The organism is Prochlorococcus sp. ALOHA_ZT_50 (assembly GCF_022447305.1).
In the GTDB taxonomy this organism is placed as follows: domain Bacteria; phylum Cyanobacteriota; class Cyanobacteriia; order PCC-6307; family Cyanobiaceae; genus Prochlorococcus_A.
Window position 1 is genome coordinate 17,149 of sequence record NZ_JAKVCI010000011.1, and the last position, 25,577, is coordinate 42,725.

At 32.1% G+C, this 25,577-nt stretch carries 25 protein-coding genes and 2 tRNA genes; 17 read left to right on the forward strand and 10 right to left on the reverse strand.

All coding sequences use genetic code 11. The features are described from left to right. Position 1: 1 nt before the first annotated feature. The 7 genes from rodA (at position 2) to MK115_RS03880 (ending at position 9,340) form a co-directional block, all read left to right on the forward strand. Complete coding sequence (gene rodA / locus MK115_RS03850) at positions 2 to 1,270, forward strand: rod shape-determining protein RodA (protein WP_287609443.1); 1,269 nt, start codon at positions 2 to 4, stop codon at positions 1,268 to 1,270. After that, entirely contained in the window at positions 1,270 to 2,634 is a 1,365-nt protein-coding gene (locus tag MK115_RS03855) for a sensor histidine kinase (protein WP_287609444.1), read from the forward strand. Before rodA ends, MK115_RS03855 begins: the two co-directional genes overlap by 1 nt. A gap of 111 nt (positions 2,635 to 2,745) precedes the next feature. Further along, a complete protein-coding gene (locus tag MK115_RS03860) occupies positions 2,746 to 3,168 on the forward strand; it encodes a photosystem I reaction center subunit II PsaD (protein ID WP_002807018.1) in 423 nt (140 codons plus the stop codon). Positions 3,169 to 3,227: 59 nt separating this feature from the next. Then, a complete protein-coding gene (locus tag MK115_RS03865) occupies positions 3,228 to 4,748 on the forward strand; it encodes an anthranilate synthase component I family protein (protein ID WP_287609445.1) in 1,521 nt (506 codons plus the stop codon). Then, a complete protein-coding gene (gene gshA, locus MK115_RS03870) occupies positions 4,749 to 5,867 on the forward strand; it encodes a glutamate--cysteine ligase (RefSeq protein WP_287609447.1) in 1,119 nt (372 codons plus the stop codon). It abuts the gene before it with no gap. A 53-nt stretch (positions 5,868 to 5,920) separates the two neighbouring features. After that, positions 5,921 to 8,890, forward strand: a complete 2,970-nt coding sequence (ppc, locus tag MK115_RS03875) for a phosphoenolpyruvate carboxylase (RefSeq protein WP_287609449.1) — start codon at positions 5,921 to 5,923, stop codon at positions 8,888 to 8,890. 3 nt (positions 8,891 to 8,893) lie between these two features. Beyond that, positions 8,894 to 9,340, forward strand: a complete 447-nt coding sequence (locus MK115_RS03880; RefSeq protein ID WP_287609451.1) for an N-acetyltransferase — start codon at positions 8,894 to 8,896, stop codon at positions 9,338 to 9,340. Between the two features lie 11 nt (positions 9,341 to 9,351). On the opposite strand, the gene MK115_RS03885 is transcribed toward MK115_RS03880, so the two are convergent. Next, positions 9,352 to 9,425 (reverse strand) — tRNA-Arg (locus MK115_RS03885). A 77-nt stretch (positions 9,426 to 9,502) separates the two neighbouring features. Between MK115_RS03885 and recF the strand changes: the two genes are divergently transcribed. Next, positions 9,503 to 10,594 (forward strand): DNA replication/repair protein RecF, encoded by a 1,092-nt coding sequence (recF, locus tag MK115_RS03890; protein WP_287609563.1) that lies wholly within the window; start codon positions 9,503 to 9,505, stop codon positions 10,592 to 10,594. A 52-nt stretch (positions 10,595 to 10,646) separates the two neighbouring features. Further along, positions 10,647 to 11,081 (forward strand): adenosylmethionine decarboxylase, encoded by a 435-nt coding sequence (gene speD, locus MK115_RS03895; RefSeq protein WP_287609454.1) that lies wholly within the window; start codon positions 10,647 to 10,649, stop codon positions 11,079 to 11,081. A 6-nt stretch (positions 11,082 to 11,087) separates the two neighbouring features. Here the strand turns inward: speD and larE are convergent, their stop codons facing one another. After that, positions 11,088 to 11,912, reverse strand: a complete 825-nt coding sequence (gene larE, locus MK115_RS03900; RefSeq protein WP_287609456.1) for an ATP-dependent sacrificial sulfur transferase LarE — start codon at positions 11,910 to 11,912, stop codon at positions 11,088 to 11,090. Between the two features lie 108 nt (positions 11,913 to 12,020). Here larE and MK115_RS03905 point away from each other — a divergent pair, with 108 nt between their 5' ends. After that, positions 12,021 to 13,181, forward strand: coding sequence for a cob(I)yrinic acid a,c-diamide adenosyltransferase (locus MK115_RS03905; protein WP_287609457.1), 1,161 nt, complete (start codon positions 12,021 to 12,023; stop codon positions 13,179 to 13,181). A gap of 14 nt (positions 13,182 to 13,195) precedes the next feature. Here the strand turns inward: MK115_RS03905 and moeB are convergent, their stop codons facing one another. Beyond that, positions 13,196 to 14,341, reverse strand: a complete 1,146-nt coding sequence (gene moeB / locus MK115_RS03910) for a molybdopterin-synthase adenylyltransferase MoeB (protein WP_287609458.1) — start codon at positions 14,339 to 14,341, stop codon at positions 13,196 to 13,198. Between the two features lie 294 nt (positions 14,342 to 14,635). Here moeB and MK115_RS03915 point away from each other — a divergent pair, with 294 nt between their 5' ends. Further along, positions 14,636 to 15,001, forward strand: coding sequence for a CAAD domain-containing protein (locus MK115_RS03915; RefSeq protein WP_011819180.1), 366 nt, complete (start codon positions 14,636 to 14,638; stop codon positions 14,999 to 15,001). Between the two features lie 7 nt (positions 15,002 to 15,008). On the opposite strand, the gene MK115_RS03920 is transcribed toward MK115_RS03915, so the two are convergent. Next, a complete protein-coding gene (locus MK115_RS03920; protein ID WP_287609463.1) occupies positions 15,009 to 15,887 on the reverse strand; it encodes a fructosamine kinase family protein in 879 nt (292 codons plus the stop codon). Between the two features lie 4 nt (positions 15,888 to 15,891). Between MK115_RS03920 and crtD the strand changes: the two genes are divergently transcribed. Beyond that, positions 15,892 to 17,397: a C-3',4' desaturase CrtD gene (gene crtD / locus MK115_RS03925; RefSeq protein WP_287609465.1), complete on the forward strand. Its 1,506-nt coding sequence runs from the start codon at positions 15,892 to 15,894 to the stop codon at positions 17,395 to 17,397. Here crtD and MK115_RS03930 read toward each other — a convergent pair. Next, a complete protein-coding gene (locus MK115_RS03930) occupies positions 17,387 to 18,226 on the reverse strand; it encodes a prephenate/arogenate dehydrogenase (protein ID WP_287609467.1) in 840 nt (279 codons plus the stop codon). The genes crtD and MK115_RS03930 overlap by 11 nt on opposite strands. A 95-nt stretch (positions 18,227 to 18,321) precedes the next feature. Here MK115_RS03930 and MK115_RS03935 point away from each other — a divergent pair, with 95 nt between their 5' ends. Together MK115_RS03935 and MK115_RS03940 are read left to right on the forward strand one after the other, a co-directional pair. Beyond that, on the forward strand, positions 18,322 to 19,770 hold the full coding sequence (locus tag MK115_RS03935) for a DNA helicase (RefSeq protein WP_287609469.1): 1,449 nt from the start codon (positions 18,322 to 18,324) through the stop codon (positions 19,768 to 19,770). A 29-nt stretch (positions 19,771 to 19,799) separates the two neighbouring features. Continuing rightward, positions 19,800 to 20,045 carry a DUF2839 domain-containing protein gene (locus MK115_RS03940; protein WP_025895071.1) on the forward strand — a complete coding sequence of 82 codons (246 nt, stop codon included), beginning with the start codon at positions 19,800 to 19,802 and terminating at the stop codon, positions 20,043 to 20,045. A gap of 2 nt (positions 20,046 to 20,047) precedes the next feature. Here the strand turns inward: MK115_RS03940 and recA are convergent, their stop codons facing one another. The 5 genes from recA to ndhN form a co-directional block, all read right to left on the reverse strand. Next, entirely contained in the window at positions 20,048 to 21,145 is a 1,098-nt protein-coding gene (recA, locus tag MK115_RS03945) for a recombinase RecA (RefSeq protein WP_011819174.1), read from the reverse strand. A gap of 112 nt (positions 21,146 to 21,257) precedes the next feature. After that, positions 21,258 to 22,034: an HAD family hydrolase gene (locus tag MK115_RS03950; RefSeq protein WP_287609480.1), complete on the reverse strand. Its 777-nt coding sequence runs from the start codon at positions 22,032 to 22,034 to the stop codon at positions 21,258 to 21,260. Positions 22,035 to 22,050: 16 nt separating this feature from the next. After that, positions 22,051 to 22,122 (reverse strand) — tRNA-Gln (locus MK115_RS03955). 94 nt (positions 22,123 to 22,216) lie between these two features. Then, a complete protein-coding gene (locus MK115_RS03960) occupies positions 22,217 to 23,224 on the reverse strand; it encodes a Light dependent period protein LdpA domain-containing protein (protein WP_287609482.1) in 1,008 nt (335 codons plus the stop codon). Positions 23,225 to 23,229: 5 nt separating this feature from the next. Continuing rightward, positions 23,230 to 23,706 (reverse strand): NAD(P)H-quinone oxidoreductase subunit N, encoded by a 477-nt coding sequence (ndhN, locus tag MK115_RS03965; protein ID WP_011819171.1) that lies wholly within the window; start codon positions 23,704 to 23,706, stop codon positions 23,230 to 23,232. A gap of 279 nt (positions 23,707 to 23,985) precedes the next feature. Here ndhN and rplC point away from each other — a divergent pair, with 279 nt between their 5' ends. Genes rplC through MK115_RS03980 form a run of 3 tightly spaced genes read left to right on the forward strand, consistent with a single transcriptional unit; the run spans position 23,986 to position 25,567 of the window. Continuing rightward, positions 23,986 to 24,639, forward strand: coding sequence for a 50S ribosomal protein L3 (gene rplC / locus MK115_RS03970; RefSeq protein ID WP_287609484.1), 654 nt, complete (start codon positions 23,986 to 23,988; stop codon positions 24,637 to 24,639). Next, positions 24,636 to 25,268, forward strand: coding sequence for a 50S ribosomal protein L4 (rplD, locus tag MK115_RS03975; protein WP_025956207.1), 633 nt, complete (start codon positions 24,636 to 24,638; stop codon positions 25,266 to 25,268). Before rplC ends, rplD begins: the two co-directional genes overlap by 4 nt. Further along, positions 25,265 to 25,567 carry a 50S ribosomal protein L23 gene (locus MK115_RS03980; protein ID WP_011377190.1) on the forward strand — a complete coding sequence of 101 codons (303 nt, stop codon included), beginning with the start codon at positions 25,265 to 25,267 and terminating at the stop codon, positions 25,565 to 25,567. Before rplD ends, MK115_RS03980 begins: the two co-directional genes overlap by 4 nt. The last annotated feature ends 10 nt before the right edge of the window (positions 25,568 to 25,577 follow it).

A 25,577-nucleotide genomic window follows, 5' to 3' on the forward strand; every position in this document is an offset into this window, starting at 1 on the left:
GATGTTTAAGAGAATTTCTTTATTAAATAACAGAGGATTTTTACAAAAAAAAGACAACTTTAATAGAGGTTTTTTATTTTCTCCGCTACTTATAATTCCCCTGTTTTTAGTTATTATTTCGGGTTTTTTGATAAAAAGTATTCAGGGTGATTTTTTAGTATCGAACTATTTAGGTCATATCCTAACTGGTTTTTTAGGTTATTTTTTAGCATTTTTTATTTCTTATATACCGTTAGAGAGAATTAGAAAGTATGTGGTTCCATTTTATTTGTGTACTTTAATATCCTTATTACTAATTTATTTTTTTGGGATTTCAGTTTCTGGAGCTCAAAGATGGCTAAACTTGGGCATCTTTTCTTTTCAGCCTTCAGAGGTAGCTAAACTTAGTACTGTATTAACTCTTGCTTTAGTACTCGACAAAAAAATAATCCTAACAATAAGAGATTTAGTATTGCCCTTATTAGTAGTAGTTATTCCTTGGTTATTAATTTTCTTTCAACCGGACTTAGGTACCTCTTTAGTTTTAATTGTTTTGACAGGTGTGATGCTCTATTGGTCGCAAATGCCCATAGAGTGGATTTTGATATTAGTGTTTTGTATTATCACATCTATATTATATCTAACCTTACCAACTCTTCTTATTTTCTGGATTCCAGTTATAGGATATCTTGCTTATAGATCTTCAAAAAAGAAAATTATTTTTTCTGCTCTCGCTATTTCGTTCCATTTATTAGTGGCAAAATTGACACCAATTTTGTGGCAATATGGCTTAAAAGAATATCAAAAAGATAGATTAGTTTTATTTTTAGATCCAAATAGAGATCCATTAGGTGGCGGATATCATTTGATACAGAGTCAAATTGCAATTGGTTCTGGAGGATTATTTGGGACTGGTTTGCTAAAAGGTAAGCTGACTAATTTGCAATTTATACCAGAACAACATACTGATTTTATATTCAGTGCTTTAGGCGAAGAATTGGGTTTTGTGGGGTGCATAGTAGTTTTATTTTTGTTCTTTTTTTTGATTAAAAAACTTATTAATACTGCAACAATTGCTAGGACTAACTTTGAATCTCTAATTGTTATTGGAATAGCCTCAACTTTTTTATTTCAAATAATTATTAACTTATTTATGACTATTGGATTAGGACCAGTTACTGGGATTCCCCTTCCTTTTATGAGCTATGGTCGAACGTCATTGGTGACTAATTTTATATCTATTGGATTTGTTTTATCTATATTGAAACGTTCTAGATCACTAAGAAGTTGATGAAATCACAAATAACTATAAAAAAAATTCAAGAGCTTTTGATTAAAGGAGTTCAAACCATATATGTGGATGATGATACATCCAGAAGAATGTGGTGGGCTTCTTTAGAAGTTATTCAAAAAGATTTCCTTTCTCAGAATTATAAACAGGGGGGGATATGGGTTGCCTCGCCTTTGCCAGCTTTTAATGATAAAAAATTTTTAAATCAACTTCATGGATGGCTTTGGTCTCCTGAGGGGTTTCCATACTTTCAAAATGAGAATGCAGGTTTTTTACCAGTCAATAATTCAGAAAAGATAAAAAAAGATTTCGATTTAGTTAGTAATTATAAAGTCTTAAATCTTTGTCAAGAAGATGGCTATGAACCTTTTTTGATGATAATCACCCCAAATTTTCAATGCGTATTATCAATTGTAGGAGAAAAAGATAAGAAAATTCTATTAATGAAGTGTGATGAAGAAAGCCTAAAACTTTCAATTGAATTAATGCATGCAAAATTAAATCAAGAAAATTATGAGGAAGGAGTAAAATTTCGTAATGCAATCAATAATTTAGGTAACCTTAATATTAATAATCAATTTGAAAAATTATTTTGGCCAATATTATCGGCAAAATTAGCAAATATTACGCCAAATCATAATATACAGAATTCTGTGAAAAATGATGAAAAAAATGTGCAAATAACTGAAGCAAAATTATTACGTGCAATTTCTCATGAAGTAAGAACTCCTTTGGCAACAATAAGAACCCTAATAAGTTCTACTTTAAAAAAATATAAAATGGATGAATCAATGAGAAATCGTTTAATTCAAATAGATAATGAATGTAATGAACAAATTGATAGGTTTGGTTTAATCTTTAATGCAGCAGAATTAGTTAGTAATGAAGTACCATCATTGAATAACTTGGCGAAAATTAATTTAGCCGAAATTTTCAAAAAGCTTGCTCCTTTGTGGAATAAACAATTAAATCGACGTGGTATTTCTTTGAAGATAGATATCCCCAAACAACTTCCACAAATTTTGAGTGATTCTGAAAAATTAGAATTAATGTTAAGAGGATTAATTGATAAAAATACTAGAGGATTAAAAGAAGGTAGTACATTAATTTTAGAATTAAGACCAGCTGGTCAAAAACTCAAACTTCAACTCAAAGTACAAAAATTAGATAACAATCAAAAAGAAATTCTAAAAAAAGATAACGGTTCTGATATTGGTCCTGTTTTAAATTGGAACCCTCAAACTGGAAGTTTACAACTTAGTCAAAATGCCACTCAAAAGTTGTTAGCTAGTTTAGGAGGGCATGTCACACAAAGACGTGATACAGGTTTGACAGTATTTTTTCCGATTTCAGATGCAAAATGAAATGAGAATTAAGTTATACATATATTAAATAATGTAGAAAATTTCTTATTAATTTTGAATTTTGCAAAATATGAATGCTAATTTCTTATTATAAATAACTCAAAATTTAGGATGACTGAAACTTTAGTTGGTCAATTTCCAAAGCATATAGGAAGTACTGGGGGTTTATTAAACTCAGCAGAAACCGAAGAAAAATATGCAATTGTATGGAAAAGTTCAAAGGAACAAGCATTTGAATTGCCCACCGGTGGAGCGGCTATTATGCATGAAGGTGATAATTTAATGTACTTTGCAAGAAAAGAACAATGCCTTGCATTAGGGACACAATTAAGAGCCTTCAAACCAAGAATTGAAGATTTTAAAATCTACCGAATTTTCCCAGGTGGCGATATTGAATTTTTACACCCAAAGGATGGTGTTTTCTCTGAAAAAGTAAATGAAGGCAGAGAGAAAGTAGGTCATAATCCTAGAAGAATAGGTGAGAATCCTAATCCAGCTGGTTTGAAATTTACAACTAAGAATACTTTTGATTAACTTCCTTAAAGTTGATATAAAAGAAGAAAATAATTATAATTTGGGCTGACATTATTAATATGATCAGCTCACAGAAAGATAGTTTTTTAAAGGCTTACAAAGAAGGTAAAAATTTTATACCTATAGTTGAAACTTGGCCAGCAGATTTAGAGACTCCATTATCGACTTGGTTAAAATTATCTTCAAAAGATTCCCATGGTGTTTTTCTTGAATCTGTTGAAGGTGGGGAGAATTTGGGTAGGTGGAGTATTGTTGCTACTAAACCTCTTTGGGAAGCAGTTTGTTATGGAGAAGAAATAGTTAAAACTTGGAATAATGGCAAAACTGAAACACATAAAGGTGATCCTTTTGATATTTTAAGAAGTTGGACAAAGGAATATAAGTCAACCATGCTTGATGACTTACCATCAATTGGACAGTTATATGGCTCTTGGGGTTATGAATTAATAAATCGAATAGAACCAAGCGTTCCAATAAATGAAATACCAGAAAACAATATCCCTTATGGTTCCTGGATGTTTTTTGATCAGTTAGTTGTTTTTGATCAAATAAAAAGATGTATTACTGCAGTGGTTTATGCAGATACAACTTCTTCAAAAGAGTGCTCAATTGAAGAGTTGTATCTAAACTCAATTTCTAAAATTCAGAAAACTAGAAATTTAATGAGAGTTCCTCTAAAAGAAAATGAGTTTTTAGATTGGAATGAAAATGAGAATTTGAATTTAGATCTAGAAAGTAATTGGGAGAAAAAAGATTTTGAGGATGCAGTTCTCTCTGCAAAAGAATACATAAGAAAGGGAGATATCTTCCAAATAGTTATAAGTCAGAGATTCCAAACTCAAGTCAATAATGATCCCTTTAATTTATATAGAAGTTTGAGGATGGTTAATCCATCTCCATACATGTCATTTTTTGATTTCGGCTCATGGTATCTGATAGGTTCAAGTCCTGAAGTAATGGTTAAAGCAGAAAAAAATAAAAATAGTCAGATTGTTGCAAGCTTAAGACCAATAGCTGGCACAAGACCTAGAGGTATTGATAATCAACAAGACTTGGAATTAGAAAAGGATTTATTAAAAGATCCAAAAGAGATAGCTGAGCATGTAATGCTAATTGATCTTGGGAGAAATGATCTTGGAAGAGTTTGTGAAATTGGTACTGTCAAGGTTAAGGATTTAATGGTTATTGAGAAATATTCACATGTTATGCATATAGTCAGTCAAGTTGAGGGAATCTTAAAAAACAATGCTGATGTATGGGATTTGCTCAAAGCATCCTTTCCCGCTGGGACAGTAACTGGCGCCCCAAAAATAAGAGCTATGCAATTGATTAAGCACTTTGAAAAAGATGCTAGAGGACCTTATGCTGGTGTTTACGGATCTATTGATATTAATGGTGCATTAAATACAGCAATTACGATAAGAACCATGATAGTTAAACCCTCAAGAGATGGGAAATATGATGTATCAGTGCAAGCAGGAGCTGGAATAGTTGCTGATTCTTTTCCTGAAAATGAATATCAAGAGACGATAAATAAAGCAAAGGGGATACTAAAAGCATTAGCCTGTTTGGATAAATAAATGAGTCAAAATAATCTTTATAAGGGTTTTGAGGTGGAACTTTTCACAGGTTCTTTAAATTCTCATATTGGTGTTTCGGCTGAAATTGAGAAAAAATTTCCTGATTTTGTAAAAGAGCCAGATAACAGAAACGTTGAATACATAACAACACCTGAAAAAGACTACGGTTCTTTATATGAGAAATTAATAACTCCAAGAAAAAAGTTAAGGAAGTGGCTAAATACTAAAAATTTAACAATCATTCCTTCATCCACTCTTTGTTTTAAACACGATATTCAATTTCAAAGATCTGATATTGACAACGTCTATCATCAATTTATTCAAGATAATTATGGAATATCTATTGCAACTTCAAGTGTCCATATAAACATAGGAATAGATGATTTAGATAAACTTTTTACAGCTATAAGACTTATAAGATCTGAGGCTGCTCTATATCTATCATTAAGTGCTAGTTCACCTTTTTTAAATAATAAAATTACGAATAATCACTCTCAGAGATGGATCCAGTTTCCTAAAACACCAAGTAGGGTGCCTTTTTTTGTAAATCATAATTCTTATATCGACTGGATAGAGGAAAATATATCTAATAAAAACATGCAAAATATTAGGCATTTTTGGTCGTCAATCCGACCAAATGGTCCCCAAAGACCTTTAATTCTTGATCGTTTGGAATTAAGAATTTGTGATTTTGTTCACGATATTAATCTGCTTTTAGGGATAACGGCCATGATAGAACTAAGGATTTTAAATCTTTTTGAAAATATAAATACCTTAGATCCTATGAATGCTAGTATTTTTTCTATGGATGAGTTGTCAGAAATATGTGATCAAAATGAAATTAATGCTGCTAAAGATAGTCTGAATTCAGAGTTAATTCACTGGCAAGATGGCAAAAAAGTTATTTGTAGAGAATGGATTCAAAACTTATTATCAGATTTATCATCCACAGCAGAAAATTTTGGTATGAAACATCTTTTAGATCCTATCTATAAAGTGCTTGAAGAAGGTAATCAATCTATGAAATGGATAAATCAATATGAAAAAGGTCTTTCTATTGAGCAGATAATGAAAATTTCTATCGAAGATATGATTAGGAGTGAGGCCAAGAATGTTTGATTATTTAAATAAACATTTGATCTGAACATTTTCACTTGTGACATAATGATTATATGGAATCTTTTCGACAGATAAAAAATAATAACGTGGATCTGATAAGTAACAATGATCCACTTGATAAAAATCGTCTTTTAATTGAAGATCTCTGGGAATCTGTGCTCAGAGAAGAATGCCCAGATGATCAAGCAGAGAGATTGATACAGCTTAAAGAATTAAGTTATTCAAAACAAATTGATGGTGATAGTTCAAAAACTTTTAAAAATGAAATAGTTGATATTGTAAATTCTATGGATTTAGCAGAATCTATAGCAGCAGCAAGGGCGTTTTCATTATATTTTCAACTCGTGAATATTTTGGAACAAAGAGTTGAGGAAGATAGATATATTCAAAGCTTTACCAATAAGGATGTTCAAAAATCGCCCGACAATCTTGATCCTTTTGCCCCAGCATTGGCTAGGCAAAATGCTCCAGTAACTTTTAGAGAATTATTTTACAGGCTGAGAAAATTAAATGTACCACCAGGAAAATTAGAGGAGTTATTACAGGAAATGGATATTCGTTTAGTTTTTACTGCACATCCGACGGAGATAGTAAGACATACGATTAGACATAAGCAAACAAGAGTAGCAAATTTGTTAAAAAAAATACAGATTGAGCAATTTCTAACAAAAGAAGAAAAAATTTCTCTAAAAACCCAATTAAAAGAGGAAGTAAGACTTTGGTGGAGAACAGATGAATTGCATCAATTTAAACCTTCAGTTTTAGATGAAGTTGATTATGCCTTGCATTATTTTCAGCAAGTTTTATTTAATGCGATGCCTCAATTGAGGGGCAGGATCGCTGAAGCACTTACCGAAAATTATCCAGATGTTCAGTTGCCCTCAGAATCTTTTTGTAACTTCGGTTCTTGGGTAGGCTCTGATAGGGACGGTAATCCATCGGTCACTCCTGAGATAACATGGAGAACTGCTTGCTACCAAAGGCAGTTGATGTTGGAAAGATATATTATTGCGACGTCTAATCTTAGAGATCAATTAAGTGTGTCGATGCAATGGAGTCAAGTAAGTTCCTCCTTATTAGAGTCACTCGAAACTGACAGGGTTAAGTTCCCTGAAATATATGAAGCTAGAGCTACAAGGTATAGATCAGAACCTTACAGATTAAAATTAAGTTATATTTTAGAGAAATTAAGGTTAACACAAGAAAGAAATAATTTATTAGCTGATAGTGGGTGGAAATTTGACTTGGAGGGAGAAACTGATAACAAAAATCTAGATAAAGTTGAAAACTTATATTACAAGTCAGTAAACGAATTTACTTATGATCTCGAACTAATTAAAAATAGCTTGATTAGTACAGATTTAACTTGTGAGTCTGTAAATACCTTACTTACTCAGGTTCATATTTTTGGATTTTCTTTAGCAAGTTTAGATATTCGTCAAGAGAGTACAAGGCATAGTGACGCTATACAAGAGCTTACAAATTATCTTGATTTATCTGTTCAATATGACCAAATGTCTGAGGAAGAGAAAATTAAATGGCTTATAGACGAATTAAATACAAAAAGGCCTTTAATTCCATCTGACGTTAACTGGACAAAAACTACAGAAGAAACCTTTTCAGTTTTTAAAATGGTTAAGAGACTACAGCAAGAATTTGGAAGTCGCATTTGTCATTCTTATGTAATTTCAATGAGTCATAGTGCATCTGATTTGCTTGAAGTTCTCTTACTGGCAAAAGAAATGGGACTTCTTGATCAAAATTCACAAAAGTCAAAATTATTAGTTGTTCCTCTTTTTGAAACTGTGGAAGACCTTAAAAGAGCACCAGAAGTAATGGAAAAGTTGTTTAAATTAGATTTCTATAGATCATTATTGCCAAAAGTAGGAGAATCTTTTAAACCTCTGCAAGAATTAATGCTTGGATATTCTGATAGCAATAAAGATTCAGGGTTTGTTTCTAGTAATTGGGAAATTCATAGAGCCCAAATAGCTCTTCAAAATCTCTCAAGTAGAAATAACATATTGCTAAGACTTTTTCATGGAAGAGGTGGTTCTGTAGGGAGAGGAGGAGGACCAGCCTATCAGGCAATATTGGCTCAACCAAGCGGCACTTTAAAAGGGCGAATAAAAATAACAGAACAAGGTGAAGTTTTAGCTTCTAAATATAGTCTTCCCGAACTGGCTTTGTACAATCTTGAGACTGTAACTACAGCGGTAATTCAAAATAGTTTGGTAAATAATAGACTTGACGCTACTCCAGAATGGAATCAATTAATGTCTAGGTTGGCAGAAACATCAAGGTCTCATTACAGAAAATTAGTGCATGAGAATCCTGATTTGTTAAATTTCTTTCAAGAGGTCACTCCAATAGAAGAAATAAGTAAATTACAGATATCTAGTAGGCCTGCTAGAAGAAAAAAAGGTGCAAAAGATTTGTCAAGTTTAAGAGCTATTCCATGGGTATTTGGTTGGACACAAAGTAGATTTCTTTTGCCAAGTTGGTTTGGAGTAGGCACTGCATTGTCATCTGAATTAAATTCAGATCCACAACAAATTGAATTATTAAGAGTTCTGCATCAAAGATGGCCATTTTTTAGGATGCTCATATCTAAGGTAGAAATGACATTATCTAAGGTGGATTTGGAAGTTGCTAGATATTATGTTGATACTCTTGGTAGTAAAGAAAATAAAGATTCTTTTGATGATATTTTTGAAGTAATTTCTAAAGAATATAATCTTACAAAATCTTTAATACTTGAAATTACTGGTAAAAATAAGCTCCTAGAATCTGATAGAGACTTGAAATCATCAGTAAGCTTGAGAAATAAGACAATTATTCCATTAGGGTTTTTGCAGGTTTCACTTCTAAGAAGATTAAGAGACCAGACAAGACAACCTCCAATAAGCGAATTTATTATAGATAAAGATGAATCTAGAAGAGCTTACAGCAGAAGTGAACTATTGAGGGGAGCACTTTTAACTATTAATGGGATAGCAGCTGGCATGAGAAATACAGGTTGATAATTGCAATATTTTTCTAAAAAAAAACTTGTTCTTCCAGAAGGTTATTTTGTTAACTCTTCTCAAATCCCATTAGCTAAAGAAGTTAACAAACTTTTAGCGAATTGTGGTTGTGAGACATTTCCAATAAAACCTCTTTCTGAGGCTATTCAGAAAAGTAATTTCTTTTTTACCATACAGAATGAATTAAAAAATAAATTATATGGCTTTGTAAGGGTTACGTCCGACAGGGGATTGAATGCTAACTTGTGGAATTTAAGTGCATTGCCAGGGAATAATCAGCAACTTTATTATTCAATATTGCTTCAAGTAACTCTTGAGAAAATAAATAGAGAAATGCCTGGATGCAGTATTTCTGTACAGGCTCCAGTATCTTCTTTTATAAGTTTAGAGGAAAATGGATTCATACTAGATCCAAATGGAATAAGAGTAATGGGATATAAACTTTAAAAATCATTTTACGAGCATGGAGGGATTCGAACCCCCGACTCTCAGAACCGGAATCTGATGCTCTATCCAACTGAGCTACATGCCCTTTAATTTTTCAATTTCTTTAAAGAAAATCTAAATATTTTAAACTTAGCTAATTTAATTAATGAATGCACAAAAAAAATTTTTTTAAATAAATTAAAAATTAAAAATTTTCGGAACCATAAAAGTTTTGAAATTGATCTAAAAGAGCAAAGAGCAATTGTTCTTGGCTGCAATGGTATTGGCAAGTCAAATTTACTTGAATCGGTTGAATTTTTAAGTCAATTAAAATCTAATAGAGCACTAAGCGATAAAGATTTAATAGAGAACGATAGTGATATGGCTGTAGTTATAGGACAGATAAATTTTAAAGACGATTTAAAGTTAAATTTATTCCGAAAAGGGCCTAAAAGAATTTATGTTAATGAATCAATCTTGAAAAAACAGAGTGAAATAAAGAATTATATTCGGAGTGTATGTTTCTGTTCTAATGATATAGATATTGTTAGAAGTGAACCCAGTTATCGAAGAACATGGATTGATAAAGTCGTATCTCAGCTTGAACCAGTATATTTAGACCTGATAAGTAGATTTAATAGGCTTTTAAAACAAAGAAGTCATTTTTGGCGTTCGGAAAGTTTCTTAAAAACCCAATCCACAGATATTGTTGAAAGCTTTGATATTCAAATGTCAATAATAAGTACAAGAATTTTTAGGCGCAGAAGAAGAGCTTTATTAAAAATAAAACCATATGTTGAATATTGGCATAATCATTTAAGTAAATCTCAAGAGCAAATAGACATAAATTATCTTTCGGGGATACAAAATATAAGTCCAGAAGAAGAAGAAGAAGAAGTTATTAGTAAAAAAATAGCAGAACAACTCTTAAATCAGCGTTCAATAGAAGCATTGACTGGTAAATGTAATTTTGGCCCTCATCGTGATGATGTTGAGTTTCTAATCAATAATGTTTCAGTTAGAAAATATGGTTCCTCAGGACAGCAAAGGACTTTTATCTTGGCTTTAAAGATGGCTGAACTCGATTTATTAACTAAAACATTAAATGTTCCTCCAATACTTATATTGGATGATGTCTTGGCGGAATTAGATTTAACCAGGCAAAATTTGTTATTAAATTCTGTTGGTAAAGATAGTCAATGTTTTATAAGTGCGACACATTTAGATAAATTTAATCAGTCTTTCTTAGGCTCGTCACAAATGATTCACTTATAATTTTAAAAAGGCATGATTTTTAGCTAATCTTAATTTCATATAAATTTCTTAAATGGAAATCTACAAAAAAAGTCAAATTTTAAGTTCGTTAAGTGATGAGCAAAAATTAAGTCATCAAAGTAAACACCTTTTGTTGGAACTTTATAGATGCGATCGCGAAAAATTAAATGACGAATCCTTTTTGCGCTGTATTTTAAATAGAGCTGCTAAATTGGCAAATGCAACAGTTTTGAATTTGATAAGTAATAAATTTGAGCCTCAGGGGGTTACGGCAATTGCATTACTGGCAGAATCTCATATTTCAATACATACTTGGCCTGAATCTAATTATTCGGCAGTCGATATTTTTACATGTGGTCAAAATATGATGCCTGAACTAGCTAGTCAATATTTAATTGAATCTTTGATGGCTAAAGAACATTCTTTGCGTGTCATTGAGCGAAATCCACCTTCAGCAGTCTCTAAACAGATCAGAACGGTTGTTTGACAATATTTACCTATTTAATTTTCCGCTTACTAGTCCCTCAAGATCTAAACTTGTGCAATTAAATCCTAAATTAGAAAAATATTGAACTAACTCACTAAAATTATATTTGTTAAAAAAATGCTTTAATTCATCTTGGGGAATTTCTATTCTTGCAGTTGAGCCTTGGCATCTAACTCTAACCTCCGATAATCCACATTCTTTAAGATATTCTTCTGCTTTCTCAACCATTTTTAGCCTTTCACTAGTTATTTCATGGCCATAAGGAAATCTTGATGATAAGCAAGGTTGAGCAGGTTTATCCCACCAAGGAAAACCCAATGCTCTTGATATATCCCTAATGTCTTGTTTTGAGAATTTAAATTTTGCAAGGGGAGAGATAACTCCTGCTTGTTTTGAGGCTTGTATACCTGGTCTGTAATCTTTAAGATCATCAAGATTGACTCCATCTAAAACAATCTTGTAATTAAGTTTTTTAGAGAGGTAGGTTGTATGTTTGTGGAGCTCTTTTTTGCATGCAAAGCACCTATCCTTAGGATTTTTACTGTAACTTGATTGGTCTAATTCTGATGTTTTAATTTCTAAATGCTTTACTCCAATCCATTTTGCTTGCCTTCTTGCTTCTTCACGAAGAGTATTGGCTAATGCAGGAGAAATACCAGTTATAGCAATTGCTTTGCTACCTAATTGCTCGAATGCTAATGATGCTACTAATGTACTGTCAACTCCTCCGGAATAAGCAATACAAACACTATCAAGATTCTTAATGTATCTTCTAATTGTATAAAGCTTTTCACTTTGTTCATCAGAGAGAATTTCTAGTTGATTGAACATGCTAATTACTTTAAAATTCAAATTACCTATGAATAGGTTGAATTTATTATTAAATCTTTAATAATATTCTTATCTATATCTTAGATTAAATTTACTAATTTTGTTCAATTGACGAATACGAGTAGAAATAGAGGAATTGGAATTGTCACAGCAAGTGACAGTCAAGAGAGATCAAAAGGTCAATTACATATTTATGATGGAGAGGGTAAGGGGAAAAGTCAGGCTGCTTTGGGAGTAGTTCTCAGGACAATAGGATTAGGAATATGCGAAAAAAGACAGTCAAGAGTTTTACTTCTAAGATTTTTAAAAGGCCCTGAGAGGCCATATGACGAGGATTCAGCTATAGAGGCTTTACAAAGAGGCTTTCCACATTTAATTGACCATGTAAGGACAGGAAGATCTGAATTCTTTACTGCTGACCAAGTGACAAAGTTTGATGTTGGTGAGGCTGAGAGAGGTTGGAATATTGCTAAAGGAGCAATTGCTAGTTCTCTTTATTCTGTAGTTGTACTAGATGAGTTGAATCCAGTTCTTGATTTAGGAATGCTTGATATCAATGAAGTAGTTGATTCTCTTCAAAATCGTCCAGATGGATTAGAAATAATTATTACTGGAAGGGCAGCCCCGCCCTCTTTGGTAAGAATATCTCAACTCCATTCAGAAATGAGACCACGTTTGATAGGAGACTTATCAGAACTAACCAGACAAAGTAGTTCTAGTGGTGGAATTGAGATTTATACAGGTGAAGGAAAGGGTAAATCCACAAGTGCACTCGGTAAGGCTCTTCAAGCTATCGGTAAAGGAATATCTCAAGATAAAAGTCATAGAGTTTTAATATTACAGTGGTTAAAAGGTGGAAATGGTTATACCGAAGATGCTGCCATAGAAGCTTTGAGAGAGAGTTACCCTCATTTAGTAGATCATTTGCGTTCAGGCAGAGATGCCATCGTATGGAGAGGTCAGCAACAACCAATTGATTATGTTGAGGCTGAAAGAGCATGGGAAATTGCTAAAGCTGCTATTTTGTCTGGCTTGTATAAAACAATCATTTTAGATGAATTGAATCCAACTGTTGATTTAGAGTTGTTACCTGTGGAATCAATACATCAAACGCTCTTAAAAAAACCAGCAGATACAGAAGTTGTAATTACTGGGAGGTGTAAAAATGAACCTTCATACTTTGAACTAGCTGATGTTTACTCTGAAATGGTTTGTCATAAGCATTATGCAAATGTGGGAGTTGATTTGAAAAGAGGTGTAGATTACTAACTATTCTTAAAAAATTAATTGCACAATATTTTTTTTACCTTTTCAATGCCGCCTTCAATAGATCTTGACTGAATTTTGAATTTAGACAAGATTCTTGAAGCTTTTTCAGAACGTTTCCCCGATTTACATATAGTGAAAACCTCTTTATTTAAACTTTCTTTTTGAATAAATTTTAAGTCAGATTCTTGGTTCAAATGACTTAAGGGAATTGAGATAGATCCCTCTATTGCAGATGTAGAAAATTCTTCATTTTCTCTAACATCAATTAAAAGAATTTTGTTGGGTTTTGCTTTGTATAAACTATTAAAGTCATTAGCATTAATACTTTTAATTACATCGTTTTCCCCGCAATATTCATCACTATTATAAAAGCTCTCAAACTGAGACAGATTTTTTATTCGTTTATTTAACTGATCACTTTTTAGATGTAATTTTTTCATATTCATATTCAATAGATCAAAAATTAAAATCTTCCCATCTAAAATTTCACCTTTTTTCAAAATGATTTTGATAATTTCATTAACCTGAAGAATTCCTATTAAACCTGTTGAAACACCTACAACCCCGTATTCTGCACAACTAGGGGCAGCATTTTTTGAAGGTGATTCTGGAAGTAAGTCTCTTAAATTAGGACTATTTTTATATAAATTGAAAACACTCACTTGCCCTTCAAAGCCTTGTACACTTCCAAAGACTAGGGGTTTATTTAATATCAGGCATGAATCATTTATTAAATATCTTGTGCCAAAGTTATCCGAGCAATCACAAATAACATCAAACTCCTTTATTAATTCAAGAGCATTTTTAGGATTAATTCTCTCTGAAAAGGTTAATATTTCACAATTAGGATTGAATTTTTTAATTCTTTCCCTAGCAGAATCAATTTTAAGATTGCCAATAGTATTTGTTTCATGAATTATCTGTCTCTGGAGATTAGACTTTTCAACTTGATCGTTATCAACTATTCCAATTCTCCCAATTCCTGCTGCAGCTAGATAAAGCAAAACGGAAGAACCAAGCCCACCTGCTCCAATGCATAATACTGAGCTGTTTTTAAGATTTAGTTGGCCCTCATAACCTATCTCTTTGAGGGTCAAATGTTTTTGATATCTTTCTTCTTCATCAGAGTTTAAGAAATTAAATTTTATATCTTTGGACATTGAAATCCTTTAATTTTTGCGAGATAAACTATGAAAATATAATAATTAAAATAAAAATTTTAGACTTTTAAATTTTTCTTATTACTCTAATTTATTAATGTTTTTGTTAGAACTAGACCATAATGTGAAGTTTTTATAAATCAATTTTAAGTTTAAATATCTTCAGAAAGCATATATACCAACGCCTCTAAAAAAATACAAAATGTTTCGGTTCGGAATTTTGCACAACAAAAAGGTAGTCAATAGACGTTTTTTCCGATACTGTCTGGTTCATATATTAAGTTTACTGAATTCATGAGTGATAACACTCCAGAGTCAAACCAAGACTCCGGCTCCGATACAAGCTCAGAAACCAAAAGTTTTTCAGAGAAGTACTCTGATGTTATGGGAAAAGTCAACGAAACCCTTGGTAATGTTGATTGGACTCAAATGGGTAAGTACGGCAAGGCGGCAGGCATAATTGCTGTTGTCGTAATAGCTCAGATAATAATTAAAGTTGTCATTGACACGATAAACTTTTTCCCAATTCTTCCTGGTTTACTAGAACTGCTAGGGGTCATTGTTGTCGGTCAATGGAGCTGGCAAAATCTTCGTACCAGTGAAAATCGTGAAGCTGTTCTAGATAAGGTACAAAATCTTAAGAAGACATATTTAGGGTAGTTAAAGATTACATATTAAGAATTGCTTTTACGTAATCTTCAACTTGGTTTAAGTACCCTCCTCCAAACATATTGGCGTGATTCAATATGTGATAAAAATTATAAATAATAATTCTTTTTTCAAATCCGTTTTTTATAGGAAAAATTCTATGATATTCTTCATAAAATTCTTTTCTAAAACCTCCAAATAGTTTTGTCATAGCTATATCTACTTCATTATCTGCCCACCAAGATGCAGGGTCAAATATAACCCCCTTTCCATTTTTGTCCATTCCTGCATTGCCTGACCATAAATCACCATGAACTAGAGCATTTATTGGTTTGTGATTCAGCAATTCTGATTTAATTTTTTCTTTAACTTTATTTATAATTTCTTTATCTAAAATTCTCGATTTAAGACTTAATAATTGAGGTATTATCCTTAAGTTTAAAAAACAATCTATCCAATTATCTTCCAAGCCTTTTTTCTGATCTGTTGTTCCGATAAAACCCTCAACTGGAAACCCAAACATTTTGGGATTAGATTCAGCTGATTTTAAGTGCAATTCACCTAAACCTTTTCCAAGCTTTTTTTGGTCAAAGTTATGCATATCTATCCATTCAATTAAAAGAATCTCTATATTTTTTATATTTTTATATGCAATAACTTCAGGAATAACTAAGTTTTCTTGATTAATATATTTTCTCAAATTTTGGAGACAATATTTTTCAAATTCAAGAAATTTTTTGTTTCTAATGTTTCTTTTAAGGAATAACTTTTTGTTTGAGAATTCTATTCGCCATGCATTATGAATATCGCCACCATGTACTTGTTCAATACTTTTTGGATAGGTTTCACCTAATTCTTCACAAATTTCGTTAATTTCAATAGGAGATAATTTTTGCATTTTAATGAAAAAGTCTGAAGTTATTGTTGTAGGCGCCGGTATAGCAGGACTAACTTCTGCAGCGATTTTATCAAAACAAGGCTTATCAGTGACTTTAATCGAATCTCATACTCAAGCCGGAGGATGTGCCGGTACTTTTAAAAGAAAGAATTATACTTTCGATGTTGGCGCAACTCAGGTTGCTGGTTTAGAGAAGGGAGGAATACATTCTAGAATTTTTGATTTTTTAGATATTCCATCCCCAGAAGCCACAATTTTAGACCCTGCTTGCATTGTTGATTTAAATGATGGTGGTAATCCTATACCTATTTGGTATGAAAAAAGTAAATGGATTGCTGAACGAGAAATGCAGTTTCCTGGGAGTCAAAGATTTTGGAAGCTTTGTACCCTAATACATGAAAGTAATTGGATATTTGCTAATAATAATCCTGTATTACCAATAAGTAATTTTTGGGATTTTTCTCAACTTCTTAAAGCACTAGTACCTTCAAACCTTGTCACAGGTATCTTACTTAAATCTACTATTTTTGATCTATTGCGGATATGTGGATTATCCAAGAATGAGCGCTTGATTAAATTCTTAAATCTTCAACTAAAACTTTATTCTCAAGAGGACGTTTATAGTACTGCAGCATTATATGGATCTACTGTTCTTCAGATGTGTCAACAGCCACATGGTCTGTGGCATCTTAAAAAATCTATGCAGTCTTTAAGTGAATCATTAGAAAGTTCATTAATTAAAACTGGAGTTAATTTAATTTTTGGACAAGAAGTTAATTCTATAACTTTTGACGACGTAAATATGTGTTGGCAACTATCTGCTAATTCGAAAAAAAAATCATTTATTTATCAAGCAAAAGATGTGATTTATACCGCACCTCCACAATCTTTGCTCAAGCATTTGAAAGATCCTTTAGAAAGAAAAAAAAATTATAAAAATCGACTTAATAATTTGCCTGATCCAAGTGGAGCTGTAGTTTTTTATTCAGCATTAAAAAAGGAACATATTAAAAAAACATTCTCCAATCATTATCAATTTGTTTCAAAAGAATTTTGTTCGTTATTTGTATCAATTAGTGATGATGGTGATGGAAGAGCGCCAAAAGGTGAGGTTACTTTAATTGCCAGTATCTTTACCAAAACTAAAGATTGGTTTGATCTAGATAAACAAACTTACTTAAAGAAGAAAAATGATTTCATGAAAAAAATATCGCTTGAATTGGAAAGTCAATTTGATATTGATCCTGAAAATTGGCTACATAGGGAATTAGCAACTCCATTGGGCTTTGAAAAATGGACAAAAAGACCTAATGGAATAGTAGGCGGGCTTGGTCAAAATCCAGATATTTTTGGTTTATTTGGATTATCAAGTAGGACACCTTTTGAAGGTTTATGGTTATGTGGAGATTCGATTTATCCAGGAGAGGGGACTGCAGGTGTTAGTCAGTCTGCATTAATGGTTTCAAGGCAAATTTTAGCTTCCAAAGGTATAGAAAATTTTAGTTTATAAAATTTTGTCTGTTTTCTTTTGCTTCAGCAAGTTTTTTAGAAAGTAAATCCCAATTTTTTTCTTTAATAAGAGATTCCAGTATATTCAGCTTATTTTTAAAATTATTTATGGAATTTAAAACATTAATCTGATTATTAATAGCTAAATCTAGGCCTAGTTGTTCATTGCCTCCGCCAACTCTCGAAGTGTCAGCAAATCCTGTAGCAGCTAATTTTTGCGAGAGATCTAATAAAGATTGATTATTTTTTGTTTGCGCAGTTTCTATGAGGGCAGAAGCTAAAAATATAGGCAAATGAGAAATTAGAGATACTGCTTCATCATGCTCTTTTGGCGAAGCTTGGCAAATTTCACAATCCATTGATTTTATGAGCTCGGAAATAGTTCTGACTGAATTTAAATCACTATTTTGTGTTGGGGTAATAATCCATTTTGCATTTTTAAAAAGACCTTCAAAACCTGAATCAACTCCTTTTTTTTCTGTTCCTGCCATTGGATGAGATCCAATAAATAGAGGATGTAAATTTTCCCATGTATTTACAATTGGTTCTTTTACAGAGCCTACATCAGTTAGTATTGTTTCCTGAGGTATTGATGCTACTAATTGTTGCGACGGACTGATCAAATCTTTGATAGGCAATGCCAAAATTATTAGCTCACATTTTTTTAATAAGCTCAGATCACAGCTAACAAAATTTGCAAGTTTTTTATCCTTAGCTTTTTTTTCATTAAATTCATTATTTGCTATTCCATAAATTGTATGATTTAGACTTTGGAGTTTTAATCCTAAAGAACCACCAATTAATCCTAATCCTACTATTCCAATTTTCATAAATTAATTAATTCAAGACCCTCTTTTATTGATACCAATTTTTTGTATATTAGGTTCATAAATTTTGCATGTTTTTGAAATTAAATTAATTATAAATGCTTGAAATTTTAAGTCATCAATATTTGAAAAATTTTTTGAGAGATCAAAGTATTAATTGGGAGCACATATATTCTTTTGGGAGGATAGTTTCCAAATGTATTGAAAATGATTCTACCTATCTAATTAATTCAGAAATTTTCTCTAGCTATGATTGGTTACCTCCAATTTTGATTTCTTTATTTTTAAAGGAAGAGGATTCAACTTTTATTTTATCTAAAGAAAAAATCCAATTTATAAGCCAATTTCAGATTGATTCATTGAAAAATCTAGGTTTTAATTTTATTTTGAAAAATGATCAATTTATTTTTGCAAATCATCATGTTCACTTGATAACTATCCAAAATTTTCTTAATGATCCCAATTCTCGTAATCTTAGAAATCATCGAATAGTTTATTCAGGAATTGAGGATATAAAACAGGATTTAAAAAATCATTTTAGGATTTCTTTACTTAAAAAGGATTGGACAAAAAATTTTAAAGAATTTGAATTAATCAATCAAAAATTTATAAAAGTATATGATTCGTTGAAGAAAAAGTTCTTCTTGAGAAAGGTCTTAGGAAATAGTTATATCAATTTAGATGAAAAAGAAATTAGTTTCTTGTCAAACTTTTTTCATGAAAATTCTTTTTTTTCTGATAAATTTTTAAGCGTCAACAAAGCATTATCTCAAGGTTGGGCATGCTGGGTAAAGTTAAACGATACAAATTTAGATTGGAATTTGTATTTACAGCCAATAGATGAACTTTTTCAAATTAAGGAATTTTTTTCAAATAATAAATTTGTTTTTTTATCAGCATTGAGAAAAGATAATTTTTTCCAAATGTATTTTAAAAAGCATAGTTTAGATATTGACTTGGTTATTAATTTTAAGAGTAATTTTGAAGAGAAAAAGATTTCTTTATATATACCCTCTAAACAGTTGCTTCCTAATAATCCTCTTTTTACCAATTCAATCTTGGACAAATGCAAAAAGTTAATACTTTTTAGAAAGGGTTTAACTTTAGTGTTGTCTGATGATATTGATTTAAAAACTAATCTTGCTACAGAATTAGCTTCTACTTACGGGAAGAGAGTATTGCTAGAGACAATTCCCTCAGGTAGAAATGAAATCCTTTGCTCTAGTTTTGACTGGTGGATTATGAATTCTTATTTAATTCAAATTCCAGAACAAATTATCATTCCTTTACTTCCGATTCCGAATATGTCAGAACCCATTAATGCAATTACTGTCTCTCATAAAAAGAAGCTTTCTCAAGATTGGTTTAGAGACTTCTTTCTTCCTCAAGCTAGAATTAAACTTGAAAGATCTATTTCTCCTTTAAGAAGAAATTCAGGTAAGTTAATAATCCTAGATGGAAGAGCAAATAAAAGAAACTGGGGAAGATTACTTTTGCAAAACATTCAACCCTCAAAACAAATTAACTATATGCTACCTTTTGATTAGGTTATGATTTTGTAAATAACTAAAGAAATATGGGAGAAGCAAAAAGACGTAAAACACTTGGTTTACCTCCAAAAAAAAATAATACTAAAACTAAAATTGATGAGTCTCCAAGATTATTTGAATGGCTTCCCTTTACAATCAATCAAAGAGATAACCTAATTAAATTAAGTATTAAGGCCAGTTGGTTTGGAATCGGAGGGTTAGTAATCTTATGGATTGTAGTGAGATTTATAGGCCCTGCTGCTGGGTGGTGGACTTTAGCTGATTCTTTATAAATCTAAGCTACTGTTTTTATATCATTAACAGCGATTGTATTAGCAGGATTGCTATTTAATGCTTTCATTGAATTAGAACTGACTTCAGTTCCTTCTGTTAATTTCTCTTTAACCATAGATTCTACTTTATTCCTGATTTCTAAGTTTTGATCAAGCCAAATAATTGTATTATCTCTTCCTTGTCCAATATTTTCTCCTTCATAACTATACCAAGCACCTCTCCTTATTATGATATTAGTCTCTTCTGCTAAATCTAATAAACATCCTGTTGTACTAATACCTTTTCCGAAGAGAATATCAAACTCTGCAATTCTAAATGGTGGTGCAACTTTGTTTTTTGCTACTTTCACTTTTGCTCTTATGCCATATTCTTCAGTACCTCTTTTAAGAGTTTGAATTCTTCTGATATCAAGTCTCACTGAGGCATAAAATTTTAATGCATTACCTCCTGTGGTTGTTTCTGGATTGCCGTATGTAACGCCAATTTTTAGGCGTAATTGATTCAGGAATATTACCGTACATCCAGATTTGCCAATATTTCCTGTTATTTTCCTCATTGCTTGGCTCATTAGCCTTGCTTGGCTTCCAATTACGTGATCTCCCATCTCTCCTTCTATCTCGGCTCTTGGGGTTAGTGCTGCGACCGAGTCAACAACTACAAGATCTACCGCACTCGATCTTATAAGTTGGTCAACTATTTCTAGAGCCATTTCACCAGTATCTGGCTGTGAAACTAACAAATTTTCAACATCAACACCTAAAGAGGCCGCATAAACTGGATCGAGTGCATGCTCAGCATCTACAAATGCAGCTACTCCTCCATTTTTTTGGACTTCCGCAATCGCGTGAAGCGTTAATGTAGTTTTTCCTGAACTTTCTGGTCCGTAAACTTCTACTACTCTTCCTTTTGGATAGCCTCCTCCTAATGCTAAATCTAAGGTGAGCGCTCCAGTAGATATTGTTTCTACTTTCATTCTTGAGGCGTCACCAAGTCTCATTATTGAACCTCGTCCAAAATTTCTTTCTATTTGACCTAAGACAAGACTTAATGCCTTGTCTTTTTCTTTTGATTCAGTTTTTTTCTTTTCTTCAAGGCTCATTGTTTGATTTATCGGTTAAAGTTCTTGTAATTATTCTAAATTTGGAAATTTTTATTTAAACCAAACTTCATAAATACAAACTATAGTACATCTGTACTCTAGCTGATTATCTTTAAATTGCAACTAATTCTCCAAGGTTTCCTAATTTTAATAATTTGATTTCATTACTTAACTTATTTTTATCTGATTCTTTCAAATATCCCCAATCAGCTAGGAAGCATGGAATGTGAGAAGTTTCTGAATTTTGTTTAATATCGATTAGAGTTTTTTTTCTATCTTCTATAAAGCCTAAAATTTCATAAGTTTGTGTAAGTTTTTCAGCTATTTTGATTTTTGTTCCTGATTCATAACCAAAAATAAATTCTGGAAAAATATTTAATTGTTTAAGAATTTTTTCTGCAAATATTTTACCTTTAGTTGTTATAACTCCAGTTTTTATTCCTCTTTTGCTTAATTCTTTCATAAAATTTATAATTTCAAAAAAAGGTTTATGTAAATTTACCCACGATTTAAAATCTTTATCAATTTGGTACTTGCGAGACTTATCTAACATTTTTTGTATATCTTCTGCTATCCAGGAATTTTCATTTAATATCCTCTGGCAATTTTGATGATAATTATTAATGAAATCATCTTTATTATCACTTTTTAATGGATTTTCTGTTTTTATAATTTCGTGAACAATTAGAATCATTTCCCAACCATATTTAACCCAAGGCCTAATTTCTTTGAAAGAATTTGGTACTCCTTGATAAAGTTTTTGATCAATAGTGATGTTGGGTGAATTTAAATATCTTTCACAGGCCAGCAAGGAGCTATGCCAATATTCTTGCATTCCATCAACTATTACTCCATCAAAATCAAATAGAAAAATTTTTTGAGAAGACACCAATTGAATATTAGAACTGGGCCGCTAGGATTCGAACCTAGGAATGTCGAGACCAAAACCCGATGCCTTACCACTTGGCGACGGCCCATTGAATTACCATTTTAATACATGAGAAGATTTTTTTCTATCCAAAAAATACAAATTTTTTATAAACATGGCGCTAGTTTTGAAAAATAAAAATATTATTTGAATGAGCTCGATTTCCATGGCTCTAGAAATTTCTGAGCTTTTTTGATCGCCAAACCCATTATTTCAGGATACTCATAGAGTTTTTTGTTATTTTTGTGAGCAAATTCAATAAGGGGCTGCATAATTTTTCTTGCAGCACTTCCAAATGCTATTCCATCTGGGAGATTGTTTGAATTCAACAATTCATGAGTTTTTTCATTTGTTCCTCCTGCTAATTGAATTAATCCTGGTGGAAGATCTGAACCGATTTTTTCAAACAACTTAACAGCATCTCTACTTGTTGTAGGAGCAAGATCTCCAGACATTGGCCTTCCATCTAGTTGCCAAATAAGGGGAATATCTAGCTCATTCAGAATTTCATATCTTTCCCAAAGAGCTTTCAAAAGATCTTCGGGCTCTTGGGCTTTTTTGAAAGATTGATTTAATCCACAACTAATAGATATCTTGTCTAATTTCATTCCAGAACTTTTAAGGATACTTACAACTTTTGTAAAAGAATCTAGGCGATTGATTTCTGTATGAATTTCTACTGCATTAGGCCTTATTTTTTGAAGTGTTGATGCTAAATCATTTTTTGACAAATTATATTCATATTCACTAATTAGATTTAGAGGACAACTATTTAAACATCTTCCACATCCATAACATTTACTCTCTTTAATTCCGAAATTATCAATTGCAAAGGTGGGGCATACTTTTTCGCATGGTCTTGGACAACTAGGGGGACATTTTAAAGGATCAAATTTTGCTTTTCGAAAGTGGATATCATTACCATCACTAATACTTATCATTAATCCAGGGGAGTTTTTAAAGACTTTTTTTGCCCAATCGATTCCTTTTTTTGCTGCATAAACTATAGATTCTTCTGCTGCAACATCTATGTAGTCGACACCAGCAGCAGTATAAATTGCACATAAATCTTCTATGGCAACAATATCTTCATTACTGGCACCACAAATTAACTTAATCCATTTATCTTTTTTATTCTTGGTTTTAATCAAACAATTTAACTTTCAAATTCATCCAAAATATAATTACTTAATGGTTTCCATTCAAGTTTTCTTGAACCCCCCATTTCAACAACTATTGTTAGTTTATTATCGTTAGTGCAAATCTCTATTAAGCTCTCTAATTCAGATTGAGATAATACTTGACCTTCTAATAACCAAAGTAATTTATTTTTATCATTTTCATTAAATAACTCAGAAGCTTGTGGGATTACTTGTTGAACTTCCCCAAGCGCTCCGTTTCTTCCTACACTTTGATGACCAAGGTGAGGTGGTCTAACGCCATGCAATTTGAGCAAGAAAACTTCTGGATCTCCAAGCCCTCTTGCTGAAGTTATAAAAGTTTTAAAGCCTTTGGCCCTCATTCTCCTCAAAAGACGAGTTTCATAACCACCTTCAAGAGGAGCAAATATTGCGAGACATTTGTTAGTTTTTAAATCGTTATGAAACTTTTTCCCTGAGAGAAGTAATGGCATAAAAATTTCCTTTATTTCTATTTTATTTTATTTTATGGTACTTGATGATGTACAATTGTGATTCAGTGAATTTTTAAGCTCGCAAGCTAGCCGAGCCTCTGAAAATTTCACATTTTTTAGCGTTTCGTTAAAAAACTCAGGTGGGTTTATCCCGAGAGAAACTATCTATTATTTCAGATAAGTCTCGACCTTACTAATTGTTTTTTTATTAACTTCACCTTAATAACTGAAGGGTTTAGATAATTGAAAAATTATTACGAGCTAGCCTAATTTAGTCTTATGTCTATCGGAATTTTAGGAAAGAAATTGGGCATGTCCCAACTTTTCGATGATAAAGGTAATTCGGTACCAGTTACTCTTATAGAGGCTGGTCCGTGCCGCGTCACTCAATTGAAAACAACTGCTTTGGATGGTTATACCGCCGTTCAGATAGGTTATGGCTTGTCCAAAGAGAAGCATTTAAGCAAACCTGAAAAGGGACACTTATTGAAATCAGGTGAAGAACTTTTAAAGCATTTGAAAGAATATAGGGTTGAAGAAACTTCATCTTATGAAATCGGAAATCAAATAACTGTAAAAAACTTTGAGGTTGGTCAAAAAGTTGATATCAGTGGCAAATCTATGGGTAGAGGTTTTGCAGGTTACCAGAAAAGACATGGTTTTAGCAGAGGTCCTATGAGTCATGGTTCAAAAAATCATAGAGCACCAGGATCTACAGGAGCAGGAACAACTCCGGGTAGAATTTATCCAGGGAAAAGAATGGCAGGAAGATATGGAGGAAAACAGATAACTACCAAAGGATTGTTAGTTCTAAAAATTGATGATCAGAAGAATTTGCTTGTAGTAAAGGGTTCTGTTCCAGGTAAGCCCGGCTCAATTGTCAACATTAAGCCAAATAATGTTGTAGGCAAAAAAGGAGGTGAAAAATCATGACAACACTTGAAACTTTAAAGTGGGATGGTAAAAAATCAGGCAAAGTTACTCTTGATTTAGCAGTTGCTAAAGAAACTTCTTCGGCAGACTTAATCCATAGAGCAGTCCTTAGACAGCTAGCAAATAAAAGACAAGGGACAGCATCAACTTTGACAAGATCTGAAGTGCGCGGGGGCGGTAGAAAGCCATACAAACAGAAAGGTACAGGAAGAGCTCGTCAAGGATCAATAAGGACACCCTTAAGACCTGGTGGCGGAATTATTTTTGGACCGAAGCCACGTTCTTACAATCTTGATATGAATCGTAAGGAACGTAGATTAGCTCTTAGAACAGCTCTTATGTCCAGAGTATCTGATATGAAGGCTGTTGAAGATTTTGGATCTACTTTAAAGCAGCCTAAAACAAGTGATATCATCAATGGCCTTGCTCGATTAGGTATACAAAAAACTGAAAAAGTTTTGGTTATTCTTGATAGTCCTTCCGATATTATAAAAAAATCCATTAATAATATTGAGAAAGTAAAATTAATCGCCGCCGATCAATTAAATGTATTTGATATTCTCAATGCCAATAAATTGGTAATAGGTCAATCAGCGATAGATAAAATTCAGGAGGTTTATGCATCATGAGTAAATTATTCGATTCTCGTTTAGCCGATGTAATACGAAAGCCAGTTATTACTGAAAAAGCTACAAATGCACTAGATCTTAACCAATATACTTTCGAAGTAGATCATAGAGCGGCTAAACCACAAATAAAGGCAGCTATTGAAGCCTTGTTCAGTGTTAAAGTCATAGGAGTTAACACTATGAATCCTCCTAGGAGAACAAGAAGAGTCGGGAAATTTTCCGGTAAACGTTCTCAGGTCAAGAAGGCAATTGTACGTCTTGCTGAAGGAGACAAAATCCAACTATTTCCAGAATCTTAAGGAGTTTTAA